The organism is Pseudomonas sp. FEN, assembly GCF_904067045.1.
GTDB lineage: Bacteria > Pseudomonadota > Gammaproteobacteria > Pseudomonadales > Pseudomonadaceae > Aquipseudomonas.
Map to the genome: position 1 here is coordinate 1 of NZ_CAJFDC010000006.1, position 13,839 is coordinate 13,839.

Here is a 13,839-nt window from a genome sequence, read left to right on the forward strand (position 1 = left end):
CATTGGCAACCGACATAACTTCAACTCAGTTAGAAGCAGTCTAATAAATTAGTTAACTAGTTGAACTTTCCATAGTTCTGTCCCTGCCCACAGATCTAGCACACTCCCTGACCCAAAAAACAAAGACCGCCATTGACTAATAGCTTCCCCTCAAGCTCCTCTCGCAAGGAGCTGCAGCACCTTAATTTTTTATGTATTTACTAATGTTCATTAGGATAGTTTTAGAGATAGCCTCTCTCACCTTAAATAAAATCATAAATAAATCATATGGTTACAGGAAAATTCGACTCTTGGTGCCGAACCTTACCGCCAAGCCTCGGAATGCGGGGCTTTGGCGTTTCCGGAGTATCAGATACTGCTTCATGTGTGTGGCTGGCGGTCCAATCTACTGATCACATCCCCAACCAATGCCACCTCAATCAATCGGATGTTGTCCAAAATGGGCAATGTCTAATGAGACGGGGATGCCCCTCAAGCAGAGCATCCACCACCGCACGCGCCACTTCTACCGAATGCAGCATGCCCCAGAACAGCGCTCGCTCAACGGGATTGGTATGCAGGCTGATTTCATCGCCATTGAGTTCCGCCGTTTCGAGCAATCGAGACACGTAGGCCAGCGCATCCTGGGCACTCACGCCAGGCTGTATGGCAAACAGCGCAGGCTTGCAGGGATCTTCGGGGATAACTGGTTTGGAGCAAGTGAGCGCGAGGGTATCGAGCAAACGAGCCGTGCTGGATGGCTCCGGCTCCCCGTTGCTGAGGGACCTCAACGACTTTACGCAGGTACATGCTTTTCTCCGCTGCACTGGGAGCTTTACGAACGACCGGCGGATCGGGAACGAGTTTCTGTCCATGTTGAATCTCCTGTTTGTGAAGGAGTTCACCACGTTCGTGTCCAAGCGAATGGGTGGCGAACTGTGCGCAGGTTGGACAACCGGGAAAACAGGTAACCCGGCACACTCGAAAGTGTCCCGCACACAGCTCGCCATAAAAAGCGAAGACAAAAAAGCCGCTTTCGCGGCGCTGTGCGCCCTGTATTTCCCCGGGTGTCCAGCCGTATCGCTGAATTTGCAGCGACACTTGAACGGTAGCCCTGGCGTTTGGCGCACGCAATATTCTCCCATGCCTGAAACTCGTGGGAAATATGAGTTTTTTCAGCAGGCCATTTCGATAGAGTGTCTGCTGATCGCGGCCAACTCCATTCCCCTCACAAATTTACGCCTGCGCCCTTCCAGCGATATCATATGCCTTCACCCAATGATCGTGAGAGCCGCAGTGAAGGAAGCAAAAACAAGGAAGCGTGTTTCTGTCGTTGGGAGGGACCCACTCCTGAAAAAAATACTGACCGCCTGGATCGCAACAATCGAACGTTACACAGACGGCTGCACGGACAATCCCTGGTGGTACAACGAACGCGCCTCGCTAAGCCTATTGGCCGGTGCGGCCTGGTCCATGGAGGGTTGGGTTGCCATGGAAGAGTTCAGTACTCAGAAGCGCTTCAGAACATTGGCGCCCGGCGTCGACGCCGGTAGTCTTCGGCACGGGCGCTGCGATCTGTACATCGCCTGCCCGTCAAAAAAAGCCAGTTTTGCATTCGAAGCGAAGCAAGCCAATCAGCCCATTGGCAAGCGCGCCGATGGATACAGCTACATGCACAAGGCAATGAAAGCAGCCTGGAAAGACTCCGGAGATCTACATCGAGACGAGGCCGATCGGCGCTTTGCTGCCACCTTTGTTGTTCCGACGCTTCGGTTGAAAGAAATCGCTCCAGAAGACGGAAAGCCAGGAGAAATTTGTCCTGAACGTCTCGACGAGCACATAGCGGCCTGGCTGAAGGAAAATCCAAGATTTTTGGGCGAGTCCTGGAAAGAGACCTCTTACGCATACGTCTTTCCACAAATTGGAAATGAGCGCTATTCAGACGGCGTTCGTCATTTTCCAGGCGTCATCCTCATTCTGGAGGAACGTTACAAGGCTAACCGCTTGGTTACGTCCTAGACCGCCCGCTAGCCAATAACGCGAAGGGTATCCACTAAGGTCGCCACAGGCACGCCAGTCAAGCGAACGCTTTCATCGATTTCCCTGTTTCAGCAAACGTTGAAGCAGGCCCAGACAGTGAAATGCTTTAATCACTCCACCGTCCAACATAAGCGCCCAAAGCCCCACCCCTACCAGATCTGGTAGGTGCCAAACCCCCACCTCTGCTCTATATAAATCGACGCCCGCCGTCCTTTATCGATAGAGAAGCCCTATGCACATGGAAGAGCACACCCTGTCTCAATGAGCGACAGTCTGCGGCAGTCACTCGGCGATACCGCTATCAGCAGTTTGTCGAAAAGCTGGGTTGGAACTGCCCCTGCCCCCGGATGCCCCGGGGTGTGAATGGGACGCCTACGACCACGACCACGCCGCTACCTCCTGGCCCTCAACCCGGCCCGCGAACTGATCGGCTGTGCCCGGCTGATTCCCACCACCGCCCCAACCTGCTCGAAGGTGTCTTCAGGCACACTTGTGCCGAGGGTGTGCCCGCCAGCCTCTTCATCTGGAAATGACCCGCTTCACCACCTCAACCCCGGAGCTGGCCATGCCGTTGTTCTGGAAGTGCCTGGAAACCGCGCATCACGCCGGCGCCGAATATATCGTCGGGATTGTCAGCAAGATCATGGAGCGCTACTACAGAAAGAACGGCGTCCCTATGAACGCCTCGGCGAGATGATCCGCCACCAGGATGAACAGATTGTCGCGATACAACTGCCGACGGAACGTAAACGTCACTTCAGCAGTCTTGCGCCAGCGTTATTTATGCACGAGAATTAAAACAAATCGCCTGACACGCCGAATGCCCTGTTGCAGAACAGGCCCGGCAAGCCTGTTCCGCAACAAGAGCCAAACCTTAGTTAGATATAACCCAGCGCCACCGCATAGGTCACCGCCTGCACCCGATTACTCGCGCCGATTTGCGTTGAATATTCTTGTGATGATAATTAACCGTATCCGTACACACCCCATGATCACGCCAATCTCTTCTGAAGTCTTGCCATCCGCCGTCCAGCGCAATACTTCGCTTTCCCGCTCGGTAAACACGACATCATTATCCCGCTCCAACATCCCTCCAGATCCGACAACTTGGCATAGACGGCATCGGCAAAGGCCCTGGTAATGGGTGCCAACTCGGTAAACTCGTCGGCACCGATCTTCTTGTCTTTACGCGCCAGGCTCAACAACCCCACCCGCCCTCGGGCATTGAACGAAGGTTGGGCCAGCCCATGACGCAGCTGCGAATCATTGGCCTCCGACCACAGGCCAGGGCTGCCCTTGAAGATGTCGTCGCTCCACAAGATCGGCGTCGAGGCCAGTCGGCTGTGCTTTACCGTGGGGTCGATCACCGCGTAGTTCATGCTTTTGTAACGTTCCACCCCACTCCCACTGGGTAGTTGCTGTACAGGTGGGTTTTCGGCCGCATGAACGGCGTCAGGCTGCACAGCCCATAGGCATAAAAAATCGAATTTCAGATCGGTGATGGCGTTCAGTGCGATTCCGGTAAACTCCTCCATGTTCATGGCTTTGGCAAAAGCGAATAGAAGTAAATATCCACGCCCATAGCTGTGCTAATTCCATTTTAGCTACCCAAGATGAGAATGGTTTGTCATCCTAGTCTAGCTGATCGCCCTGTCAATGGGGACATCCGTAAAAAGCCATAACCATTTGTGCTAACTATAGAGCGACCTATTTTTATATTTACTAAGTGGCCATCTGCAATTACCGCCTGCATTACCGCACCACCCGTTTATGCTGCAACAACACGCTCAGCGCCCATTTTCCAAGGGCGCGCGGAGGTTAAGCCGGGGCGTAAAGGCTTCGCACCTACAAAATCTGGTAGCTTAACTTCTCCATCGTCCCCCTGTATAAATCCCTTCCAACAAGTTCGCTTCAACAGGAACGCACAGTCTCCCGTGACCGACCGGTATTATTTATTACATAGCGTTACCATTTAACCCCAGTTTTCCTGGAACACGCCCGTTATATAAAAACGCTTTGATATTTCGCCGTCGCCGTCATGAAGCTGTCTTGTATTACTGAATAACCCGGCTGATTGAACACGCCCAAGGAACATGAGCATGCCAATACCGCGATCCAGACAGGCTTTGCCGACGCCCCGGAACTGCGGCGCAAGAACCGGCCACCGTCGAGCAGTACATGCACAGCCACGGCGCCGGCCGCCTGCGCCGTCCGAGCTGTTTACCGAGGACGGCTGCGGCGGTTCCTGGAACACCGCCAGCGCCACCCGCTGGTCTTCCACGGCGCGCCAAGCTGGCGGCCCTGGGTGTCTGGCTGGACCAGTGCTTCCGGACTGGCAGTGGCACAACGTGCGGATCTTCGAAACCGCCGACCGAATCACTTCTGGGTCGAAAGCGACGGGCGCGGCAGCGTGAATATGCCCGGCTACCCGAAGGGCTATTGCGAGAACCACTACATCCATTCCTTCGAACTCGAGGATGGCCGGATCAAGCGCAACCGCGAGTTCATGAACCCCTTCCAGCAACTGGCGCGCCCTCGGCATTCCCGTGCCGACCATTCGCCGCGCCGGCCTACCCGCTTAATCCACAACAGAGGCAAGACCATGTCCAATCCAGACAACACGATGGGTTTGCAAGCAGCACCGGAGCTTCGCCGGCAAGAACCGCCAGGTGGTCGAGCAGTACATGCAGACCAAGGGCCCGGCCCGCCTGCGCCGCCACGAACTGTTTTACCGGAAAGACGGCAGCGGGCGGCCTGTGGACCAACGACACCGGCACGCCAATTGTCATTCGGGCAAGGACAAGCTCGCCGAGCACGCGGTCTGGTCGTTGAAGTGCTTCCCGGATTGGGAATGGTATGACATCCGCATCTCGGAAACCGATGACCCGAACCACTTCTGGGTCCGAGTGCGAAGGAACGGCAGATCCTCTTTCCGGCTACCCGGACGGCTACTACGAAAACACATTCCCTGGCCTTCGCCTCGACCCAGAAGTGGTTCGGTCATCGGTTCGAGATGCGGATGTCATACATTCCCAATCGCGGGAAGCACTTCAAGCGACCAGACCCGCGTGCTCGGCGAGCTTGTTCCTTGCGCGAATCGACAAGTGGCGTGCCGGTGTCGGTGGTCCACAGGCCGCCGGCTGCCGTCCTTCCGGTAAACAGTGTTCGTGGCGGCGCAGGCGGGCCGGGGCCTTGGTCTGCATGTACTGCTCGACCACCTGGCGGTTCTTTGCGGGCGAAGCTCGGTGCTGGCTTGCAAACCCCATCGTGGTTTGTCTGGGATTGGACATGGTCTTGCCTCTGATTGTGGATTAAGCGGGTAGGCCGGGCGCGGGCGAACATGGTCGGCACGGGGAATGCCGAGGGTCGCGCCAGTTGGCTGGAAGGGGCATTCTGGAAACTCGCGTTGCGCTGATCGGCCATCCTCGAGTCGAAGGAATGGATGTAGTGGTTCTCGCAATAGCCTTCGGGTAGCCGGGCATATTCACGCTGCCGCGCCCGTCGCTTTCGACCCAGAAGTGATTCGGGTCGGCGGTTTCGAAGATCCGCACGTTGTGCCACTGCCAGTCCGGGCAAGCACTGTCCAGCCAGACACCCAGGGCCGCCAGCTTGGCGCGGCCGTGGAAGACCAGCGGGTGGCGCTGGCGGTGTTCCAGGAACCGCCGCAGCCGTCCTCGTAAACAGCTCGTGACGGCGCAGGCGGCCGGCGCCGTGGCTGTGCATGTACTGCTCGACGGTGGCGCGGTTCTTGCGCCGCAGTTCCGGGGCGTCGGCAAAGCCTGTCTGGATCGCGGTAGTTGGCATGCTCATGTTCCTTTGGGCGTGTTCAATCAGCCGGGTTATTCAGTAATACAAGACAGCTCATGACGGCGACGGCGAAATATCAAAGCGTTTTTATATAACGGGCGTGTTCCAGGAAAACTGGGGTTAATGGTAAACGCTATGTAATAAATAATACCGGTCGGTCACGGGAGACTGTGCGTTCCTGGTTGAAGCGAACTTGTTGGAAGGATTTATACAGGGGGACGATTGGAGAAGTTAAGCTACCAGATTTTGTAGGTGCGAAGCCTTTACGCCCGGCTTAACCTCCGCGCGCCCTTGGAAAATGGGCGCTGAGCGTGTTGTTGCAGCATAAACGGGTTGGTGCGGTAATTGCAGGCGGTAATTGCAGATGGCCACTTAGTAAATATAAAAATAGGTCGCTCTATAGTAGCACAAATGGTTATGGCTTTTTTACGGATGTCCCATTGACAGGGCGATCAGCTAGACTAGGATGACAAACCGATTCTCATCTTGGGTAGCTAAAATGGAATTAGCACAGCTATGGGCGTGGGATATTTACTTCTATTCGCCTTTTTGCCAAAGCCATGAACATGGAGGAGTTTACCGGAATCGCACTGAACGCCATCACCGATCTGAAATTCGATTTTATGCCTATGGGGCTGTGCAGCCTGACGCCGTTCATGCGGCCGAAAACCCACCTGTACAGCAACTACCCAGTGGAGTGGGTGGAACGTTACAAAAGCATGAACTACGCGGTGATCGACCCCACGGTAAAGCACAGCCGACTGGCCTCGACGCCGATCTTGTGGAGCGACGACATCTTCAAGGGCAGCCCTGGCCTGTGGTCGGAGGCCAATGATTCGCAGCTGCGTCATGGGCTGGCCCAACCTTCGTTCAATGCCCGAGGGCGGGTGGGGTTGTTGAGCCTGGCGCGTAAAGACAAGAAGATCGGTGCCGACGAGTTTACCGAGTTGGCACCCATTACCAGGGCCTTTGCCGATGCCGGTCTATGCCAAGTTGTCGGATCTGGAGGGGATGTTGGAGCGGGATAATGATGTCGTGTTTACCGAGCGGGAAAGCGAAGTATTGCGCTGGACGGCGGATGGCAAGACTTCAGAAGAGATTGGCGTGATCATGGGGTGTGTACGGATACGGTTAATTATCATCCACAAGAATATTCAACGCCAAGATCGGGCGCGAGTAATCGGGTGCAGGCGGTGACCTATGCGGTGGCGCTGGGTTATATCTAACTAAGGTTTGGCTCTTGTTGCGGAACAGGCTTGCCGGGCCTGTTCTGCAACAGGGCATTCGGCGTGTCAGGCGATTGTTTTAATTTCTCGTGCATAAATAACGCTGGCGCAAGACTGCTGAAGTGACGTTTACGTTCCGTCGGCAGTTGTATCGCGACAATCTGTTCATCCTGGTGGCGGATCATCTCGCCGAGGCGTTCATAGTGGACGCCGTTCTTTCTGTAGTAGCGCTCCATGAATCTTGCTGACAATCCCGACGATATATTCGGCGCCGGCGTGATGCGCGGTTTCCAGGCACTTCCAGAACAACGGCATGGCCAGCTCCGGGGTTGAGGTGGTGAAGCGGGTCATTTCCCAGATGAAAGAGCTGGCGGGCACACCCTCGGCACAAGTGTGCCTGAAGACACCTTCGAGCAGGTTGGGGGCGGTGGTGGGAATCAGCCGGGCACAGCCGATCAGTTCGCGGGCCGGGTTGAGGGCCAGGAGGTAGCGGGCGTGGTCGTGGTCGTAGGCGTCCCATTCACACCCCGGGGCATCCGGGGGCAGGGGCAGTTGCCAACCCAGCTTTTCGACAAACTGCTGATAGCGGTATCGGCCGAGTGACTGCCGCAGACTGTCGCTCATTGAGGACAGGGTGTGCTCTTCCATGTGCATAAGGGCTTCTCTATCGATAAAGGACGGCGGGCGTCGATTTATATAGAGCAGAGGTGGGGGTTTGGCACCTACCAGATCTGGTAGGGGTGGGGCTTTGGGCGCTTATGTTGGACGGTGGAGTGATTAAAGCATTTCACTGTCTGGGCCTGCTTCAACGTTTGCTGAAACAGGGGAAATCGATGAAAGCGTTCGCTTGACTGGCGTGCCTGTGGCGACCTTAGTGGATACCCTTCGCGTTATTGGCTAGCGGGCGGTCTAGGACGTAACAAGCGGTTAGCCTGTAACGTTCCTCCAGAATGAGGATGACGCCTGGAAAATGACGAACGCCGTCTGAATAGCGCTCATTTCCAATTTGTGGAAAGACTATGCGTAAGAGGTCTCTTTCCAGGACTCGCCCAAAAATCTTGGATTTTCCTTCAGCCAGGCCGCTATGTGCTCGTCGAGACGTTCAGGACAAATTTCTCCTGGCTTTCCGTCTTCTGGAGCGATTTCTTTCAACCGAAGCGTCGGAACAACAAAGGTGGCAGCAAAGCGCCGATCGGCCTCGTCTCGATGTAGATCTCCGGAGTCTTTCCAGGCTGCTTTCATTGCCTTGTGCATGTAGCTGTATCCATCGGCGCGCTTGCCAATGGGCTGATTGGCTTGCTTCGCTTCGAATGCAAAACTGGCTTTTTTTGACGGGCAGGCGATGTACAGATCGCAGCGCCCGTGCCGAAGACTACCGGCGTCGACGCCGGGCGCCAATGTTCTGAAGCGCTTCTGAGTACTGAACTCTTCCATGGCAACCCAACCCTCCATGGACCAGGCCGCACCGGCCAATAGGCTTAGCGAGGCGCGTTCGTTGTACCACCAGGGATTGTCCGTGCAGCCGTCTGTGTAACGTTCGATTGTTGCGATCCAGGCGTCAGTATTTTTTTCAGGAGTGGGTCCCTCCAACGACAGAAACACGCTTCCTTGTTTTTGCTTCCTTCACTGCGGCTCTCACGATCATTGGGTGAAGGCAATATGATATCGCTGGAAGGGGCGCAGGCGTAAATTTGTGAGGGGAATGGAGTTGGCCGCGATCAGCAGACACTCTATCGAAATGGCCTGCTGAAAAAACTCATATTTCCCACGAGTTTCAGGCATGGGAGAATATTGCGTGCGCCAAACGCCAGGGCTACCGTTCAAGTGTCGCTGCAAATTCAGCGATACGGGCTTGGACACCCGGGGAAATACAGGGCGCACAGCGCCGCGAAAGCGGCTTTTTTGTCTTCGCTTTTTATGGCGAGCTGTGTGCGGGACACTTTCGAGTGTGCCGGGTTACCTGTTTTCCCGGTTGTCCAACCTGCGCACAGTTCGCCACCCATTCGCTTGGACACGAACGTGGTGAACTCCTTTCACAAACAGGAGATTCAACATGGACAAGAAACTCGTTCCCGATCCGCCGGTCGTTCGTAAAGCTCCCAGTGCAGCGGAGAAAAGCATGTACCTGCGTAAAGTCGTTGAGGTCCCCTTCAGCAACGGGGAGCCGGAGCCATCCAGCACGGCTCGTTTGCTCGATACCCTCGCGCTCACTTGCTCCAAACCAGTTATCCCCGAAGATCCCTGCAAGCCTGCGCTGTTTGCCATACAGCCTGGCGTGAGTGCCCAGGATGCGCTGGCCTACGTGTCTCGATTGCTCGAAACGGCGGAACTCAATGGCGATGAAATCAGCCTGCATACCAATCCGTTGAGCGAGCGCTGTTCTGGGCATGCTGCATTCGTAGAAGTGGCGCGTCGGTGGTGGATGCTCTGCTTGAGGGGGCATCCCCGTCTCATTAGACATTGCCCATTTTGGACAACCATCCGATTGATTGAGGTGGCATTGGTTGGGGATGTGATCAGTAGATTGGACCGCCAGCCACACACATGAAGCAGTATCTGATACTCCGGAAACGCCAAAGCCCGCATTCCGAGGCTTTGGCGGTAAGGTTCGGCACCAAGAGTCGAATTTCCTGTAACCATATGATTTATTATGATTTTTATTTAAGGTGAGAGAGGCTATCTCTAAAACTATCCTAATGAACATTAGTAAATACATAAAAAATTAAGGTGCTGCAGCTCCTTGCGAGAGGAGCTTTGAGGGGAAGCTATTAGTCAATGGCGGTCTTGTTTTTTGGGTCAGGGAGTGTGCTAGATCTGTGGGCAGGGACAGAACTATGGAAAGTTCAACTAGTTAACTAATTTATTAGACTGCTTCTAACTGAGTTGAAGTTATGTCGGTTGCCAATGTTTTTTTGTACGCTTTTTCAAATCGTCGTTTCATCGGGAATCCGGTCCAGGTGAAGTCCTGAAAACTGGCGCAAGATCGTCGTTCGTAGAGCGCTTCTTCCATCGCCGGGTCGCTGTAGCCGAACCAGTTCTGCATTAGATGAACCCGCAACATCGCCATCAGCGGGTACGCCGGACGGCCGCCTTCACCTTTTGGATAATGCGGTTCGATCAAGGCATCAGGCCCTTCCAGGGTACGACCTGATCCATCTCAATCAGGAAGCGCTCACGCCGGGTCTGTTTGCGTTTACCGGCATACTCAGCATCGGCAAAGGACATCTGTTTCATCGGGGCTCAACCGTTCAGTGTGGACGAGACGGGTATTTCACCAAATTTGGAAGTGTTTTTCAGAGTTTCCTTAAGCACGGAGCGGTGTAGTCTAAGTGACTTTTTATAAATGTGTCCCGCTTATTTTCTGCAAAGCTTGCTGCGAGCATGGGTAAAAGTCTGATTACTGCGCTTTTTCCTGAGTTGTTGTATCCGAATATAATTGTTATTGGCTTAATTACAAGTTCTTGGGGGGCTTTAAAAGCTTGTAGCCTGAAAAGCTAACTTTTGATACGGCGAAATTACTCATGTTATTTCACGCCTTTCTTGGTTCGTGCCTGTGAGATATGTTAGCTGGACGGAATATATTTGGCCAGCTGTTTTTGTTGTATTTAAATTGGCTTGTGTGTGGTCATACTGCTCTGAACTTTTGTATGGTTAGTATTATTTTGTGGAGTTTTGATTTTTTGTGAATGAATTTTGTTCGGTGATGGTTTGGTGCTTTTACTGGTTGTGTTTGAGCTTGCACCAAATTGAACTGTGTTTATCGCGGGCAAGGCACGCCCATGTTTGGTCCTTGCTTAGTCTTTCGCTATTATGTTTATTGTTAGTGCGTAATAGTAAATGCTGTGCCTGCTGTGATTTTTTAGTTTTGTGGCTATGAACCAATTAAGTGTTTTTGCTTCCATCGCCAGGGGGTGTCAATCATCCAGCGTTGATATATTGCGTTCTGGATTAAGTTTGCTTGGCGAAGGTGTCGCTTGCGAGTTGTATGTGATCCATCTAGCGCTAAAAAGGGGGCGGATTTTTTTGAACATAACCAAAAATAAATCCATCCCCATTCGATCCCCAGGTACGGGCCCTGTGTTCACTTGGTCCTACTGCAACGTTTTTTAAGGCTTATACGGGAGATATACAGCGTACTTCCTCGAAAGATATGGGCGTTTTGTGGGTACTCTCTATTCGTTATAGATGCTTTCAGAGTCGCCTCAACACTATTTTTACCTATCGCTGAAGATCACAGCCCTCGACTTTTCTCATCAAGTAGGTCGAACACAGAAGATGGCTCCGAACAAGCTACTAAGGCAAATAATCGTTAATACAGAAACCACCGCTATCCCAATCGGTCTTGAGGTCTCATAGCAGATTCTGGAATGCTCCTTAAGGTCTTCGACTATGGGATCTCCCTTCGGTTGATTATCTTTGATGAGCTGTATGCAGCGCCCAACAAGTAGGCTACTCCAAGGAGGATCCATCGTTGTGTGATGCTTCGAGAGCAGTTGAAATGATGTTCTGAACGCACCGATCTGATCATAGATAAAGGAGACTTCACCAGCTAGCTCAACTCCCAACAAACCGACTTTTTCAGCATTCGCTTCGAATATAGGACTGGGCCGATCGGGCATCTCCGGCAAAGAAATTTTCTGCTGATTGTCGAGCAAGCCTTTCATCTTAGTAAGGCTGTCGTACAGATCTGGGAGTGACAACATTATCGATCGCAACTCACCAGCCAATGCTGCTGCTATAGCCTTGCTGTCTCTGAATCGACGGTAGTCTTCAGCGACTAAGTGACTACCAAACCCCACCAGAACGGCAGCAGTGAACGCAACGAGCGCCGGAGCAATATTTTCCATCAAACTAGGTCCTTTTTCAGACAGGTTGGGATATCTGGTCGCCTACCGCGACTATGCACCGGGCGTTGGGATGAAACAGGTGTACAGAGAAAAGGTGACAGAAAAGGTGACCGATTTATTTTCTACCTTTGTCGAGTCTTCCGATCTGATTGACAGTCCAGCCGCCCATATCTGTCAGCTCATATCCGAAAGCTAGCTACAGGCCTTGCATCACTCTGCACTTGGGAAACGTCGAACAGCCCCAGAATTGCTGCCCCGCCTTCGGGCCAGAACTCACTGTGCGGATCACTAGAGCACTACCGCATTTCGGACATTGCCGCTCAGCGGTCGGGTCGCTACGGCGTTTCAGATTTTGCACATGTTCGCGGTGGGTCGCGAGGGATGGCGTGCGCCGGCTGGTTTGCAGGGCATGCATGAGGCCGTCGATCTCTGCCTCCGTGAACACCCTCTGCTGGAATGACTTGATGTAGCGATAAAGCCAATGCCCTGGGTAACGTTGGCCGGCATCTGAGTCTTGAAGGTACTGCCGCCGACGAAGGTGATGACCGAGTGCAGATGCTCGGCGCTGACGCCAAGGGTGGCTTCCAGGGCTTTGAGGTGTTTGTAGTTCTGCCGCAGCGGGTTCTGGAACTTGAACAGGCGCCTGTAGAGCTTTTGCGTCCACTGTGGCTGCTGCTCGCTGCCAAAGATCCAGCCGCGCATGTTCTTCGTTTCCAGCACGAAGATGCCGTAAGGCGAGAGGAAGACGTGGTCGATCTGCGTGGTGCCATCAGGTGTGTTCAGGGTGACGTTGTGCAGGCGGCGGTAGGTCTGCTTATCCAGTTGCCAATGGGCGAACAGACGCACCAGGAGTTCGCCGATGTGCCCCTTGGCCCAAGGCGTCTTGAGCAGGCCGATCAGCAGTGCCAGCGGGATCAACCAGCCAAACGTGCTCCAGAGCTGAGCGATGATGGGGTGAAGTTCATAGCCATCACTCTGTTTGAGCCATCGTGGCTGGCGGGAAAATCACCTCTTTGGTGTCGAGATTTTTGATGCTCGACTGCACCTTGATCTCCAACTCCTCCCGACCGGGCGGACCTTTGATATTTTCGTCGGTTTGGAATGTTACGACGTAGCGCTGCCCAGGCCGGAACTCAACGTCAGCCGCGGCAAAGTTGCACATTGCCCCGCCTGTGCCCAAGGCATTCATCGATAGCAACACCAGCGCAGGGAGTGTTTGCCGGGCTTTAGCTTCAGCGCCTGTTCGCCCGAGACATCCAGTATGGATCGGCGCCCGGCACCCTTGATCCGCAGGCCATCCACATCGGTTGCGAGCAACAGCCGATGAAAGGGTACGCCCAAGGCTCGATATCGAATCGTATCGAAGTACACGAGCGCGGCATCGCTGGCGTTGTCGGACAGGTCGTAGGGCTTGAGCTGTTCGGGAGCCCAGTCGCCTTGATAATTTTGTAGTGGTAGTCTGAACAGCCGCCAAGCAATGCGACTGTGAGCAGCAATGCCGCCCATTTAAGTGGCGTCATTGCGTAGATTTTGAACATCGGTCGTCCTTGAGATCGAGTACTGATTCCTTCAGTGCCGGGCGGTTGTTGCGCCGCTGGCAGCGGCTTTGGTGTTGGGCGCGCAGGTGCTATAGGTAGCGAATCCAATGACCAAAGAAGCTCGAGCCATCATATTGATATTATCAAGGTTTAGAAAGTCGGAATTAACCATGTGCTTTCAGTGGTGCGCGCAAAGGGTAACGCCGTGGCTTATCCTCGCCACGGTTAATAACCCGAGGTACCTAGCGGTACGTCATTGCGCCAAAAGAATCTAAATCCATCCTGTTGTTTCTACGATGTTTAGACGTTTATTGCCGGAGTCATCCTGCTGCCGGCTCGGGCCTGGCCGCCGGCGAACTAAACTGGTTGTACCTCTGAAGCAGATGTCTCCAGAGAGGTCAG

General features: G+C 53.8%; 16 protein-coding genes and 4 pseudogenes. 7 read left to right on the top strand and 13 right to left on the bottom strand.

Features of this window, described 5'->3' with window-relative positions; all coding sequences use genetic code 11:
* Positions 1–419 precede the first annotated feature (419 nt).
* Positions 420–770 (bottom strand): hypothetical protein, encoded by a 351-nt coding sequence (locus PFEN_RS05795; RefSeq protein ID WP_191485979.1) that lies wholly within the window; start codon positions 768–770, stop codon positions 420–422.
* An 82-nt stretch (positions 771–852) separates the two neighbouring features.
* On the opposite strand from PFEN_RS05795, the gene PFEN_RS30475 reads away from it, so the two are divergent.
* Together PFEN_RS30475 and PFEN_RS30480 are read left to right on the top strand one after the other, a co-directional pair.
* A complete protein-coding gene (locus PFEN_RS30475) occupies positions 853–1,998 on the top strand; it encodes a hypothetical protein (protein ID WP_224770897.1) in 1,146 nt (381 codons plus the stop codon).
* Between the two features lie 550 nt (positions 1,999–2,548).
* Complete coding sequence (locus PFEN_RS30480; protein ID WP_224770898.1) at positions 2,549–2,716, top strand: hypothetical protein; 168 nt, start codon at positions 2,549–2,551, stop codon at positions 2,714–2,716.
* 227 nt (positions 2,717–2,943) lie between these two features.
* Here PFEN_RS30480 and PFEN_RS31315 read toward each other — a convergent pair whose 3' ends face one another.
* Complete coding sequence (locus tag PFEN_RS31315; RefSeq protein WP_224770899.1) at positions 2,944–3,057, bottom strand: hypothetical protein; 114 nt, start codon at positions 3,055–3,057, stop codon at positions 2,944–2,946.
* Positions 3,012–3,554 (bottom strand): autoinducer binding domain-containing protein, encoded by a 543-nt coding sequence (locus tag PFEN_RS30490; protein WP_224770900.1) that lies wholly within the window; start codon positions 3,552–3,554, stop codon positions 3,012–3,014. The genes PFEN_RS31315 and PFEN_RS30490 overlap by 46 nt, the downstream gene beginning before the upstream one ends.
* A 564-nt stretch (positions 3,555–4,118) precedes the next feature.
* Here PFEN_RS30490 and PFEN_RS05815 point away from each other — a divergent pair.
* Positions 4,119–4,486: pseudogene (locus PFEN_RS05815) on the top strand (PhzA/PhzB family protein); the annotation flags it as partial.
* A 217-nt stretch (positions 4,487–4,703) separates the two neighbouring features.
* The gene (locus PFEN_RS31320) at positions 4,704–5,177 is read left to right on the top strand and encodes a PhzA/PhzB family protein (protein ID WP_412071393.1); all 474 of its coding nucleotides are present in this window, start codon (positions 4,704–4,706) and stop codon (positions 5,175–5,177) included.
* Here PFEN_RS31320 and PFEN_RS05825 read toward each other — a convergent pair.
* Positions 5,070–5,309 carry a PhzA/PhzB family protein gene (locus PFEN_RS05825; protein ID WP_191485981.1) on the bottom strand — a complete coding sequence of 80 codons (240 nt, stop codon included), beginning with the start codon at positions 5,307–5,309 and terminating at the stop codon, positions 5,070–5,072. The genes PFEN_RS31320 and PFEN_RS05825 overlap by 108 nt on opposite strands.
* A gap of 28 nt (positions 5,310–5,337) precedes the next feature.
* Positions 5,338–5,823, bottom strand: a pseudogene (locus PFEN_RS05830) (PhzA/PhzB family protein); the annotation flags it as partial.
* A gap of 569 nt (positions 5,824–6,392) precedes the next feature.
* Between PFEN_RS05830 and PFEN_RS05835 the strand changes: the two are divergent.
* Together PFEN_RS05835 and PFEN_RS31325 are read left to right on the top strand one after the other, a co-directional pair.
* Complete coding sequence (locus PFEN_RS05835) at positions 6,393–6,854, top strand: autoinducer binding domain-containing protein (protein ID WP_191485976.1); 462 nt, start codon at positions 6,393–6,395, stop codon at positions 6,852–6,854.
* Positions 6,838–7,023, top strand: a complete 186-nt coding sequence (locus PFEN_RS31325) for a LuxR C-terminal-related transcriptional regulator (RefSeq protein WP_224770901.1) — start codon at positions 6,838–6,840, stop codon at positions 7,021–7,023. The genes PFEN_RS05835 and PFEN_RS31325 overlap by 17 nt, the downstream gene beginning before the upstream one ends.
* 25 nt (positions 7,024–7,048) lie before the next feature.
* Here PFEN_RS31325 and PFEN_RS30500 read toward each other — a convergent pair whose 3' ends face one another.
* The 3 genes from PFEN_RS30500 to PFEN_RS05850 all read right to left on the bottom strand — a co-directional run bounded on the left by PFEN_RS30500 (position 7,049) and on the right by PFEN_RS05850 (position 8,654).
* Positions 7,049–7,288 carry a hypothetical protein gene (locus tag PFEN_RS30500; protein WP_224770902.1) on the bottom strand — a complete coding sequence of 80 codons (240 nt, stop codon included), beginning with the start codon at positions 7,286–7,288 and terminating at the stop codon, positions 7,049–7,051.
* The gene (locus PFEN_RS05845) at positions 7,251–7,706 is read right to left on the bottom strand and encodes an acyl-homoserine-lactone synthase (RefSeq protein ID WP_224770903.1); all 456 of its coding nucleotides are present in this window, start codon (positions 7,704–7,706) and stop codon (positions 7,251–7,253) included. Before PFEN_RS05845 ends, PFEN_RS30500 begins: the two co-directional genes overlap by 38 nt.
* Before the next feature lie 363 nt (positions 7,707–8,069).
* Positions 8,070–8,654, bottom strand: coding sequence for a hypothetical protein (locus PFEN_RS05850; RefSeq protein ID WP_191485977.1), 585 nt, complete (start codon positions 8,652–8,654; stop codon positions 8,070–8,072).
* Between the two features lie 451 nt (positions 8,655–9,105).
* Between PFEN_RS05850 and PFEN_RS05855 the strand changes: the two genes are divergently transcribed.
* On the top strand, positions 9,106–9,600 hold the full coding sequence (locus PFEN_RS05855; RefSeq protein WP_318192831.1) for a hypothetical protein: 495 nt from the start codon (positions 9,106–9,108) through the stop codon (positions 9,598–9,600).
* A gap of 379 nt (positions 9,601–9,979) precedes the next feature.
* Here PFEN_RS05855 and PFEN_RS05860 read toward each other — a convergent pair.
* From PFEN_RS05860 to PFEN_RS30515, 5 genes and pseudogenes are all read right to left on the bottom strand, one after another.
* A pseudogene (locus PFEN_RS05860) lies at positions 9,980–10,286 on the bottom strand (transposase); the annotation flags it as partial.
* Positions 10,287–11,305: 1,019 nt separating this feature from the next.
* The gene (locus tag PFEN_RS05865; RefSeq protein ID WP_191485978.1) at positions 11,306–11,899 is read right to left on the bottom strand and encodes a hypothetical protein; all 594 of its coding nucleotides are present in this window, start codon (positions 11,897–11,899) and stop codon (positions 11,306–11,308) included.
* A gap of 196 nt (positions 11,900–12,095) precedes the next feature.
* Positions 12,096–12,850, bottom strand: a pseudogene (locus PFEN_RS05870) (NERD domain-containing protein).
* A 19-nt stretch (positions 12,851–12,869) separates the two neighbouring features.
* Positions 12,870–13,088, bottom strand: a complete 219-nt coding sequence (locus tag PFEN_RS30510) for a hypothetical protein (protein ID WP_224770904.1) — start codon at positions 13,086–13,088, stop codon at positions 12,870–12,872.
* Positions 13,085–13,405 carry a hypothetical protein gene (locus PFEN_RS30515; RefSeq protein ID WP_224770905.1) on the bottom strand — a complete coding sequence of 107 codons (321 nt, stop codon included), beginning with the start codon at positions 13,403–13,405 and terminating at the stop codon, positions 13,085–13,087. The genes PFEN_RS30510 and PFEN_RS30515 overlap by 4 nt, the downstream gene beginning before the upstream one ends.
* Between the last annotated feature and the right edge of the window lie 434 nt (positions 13,406–13,839).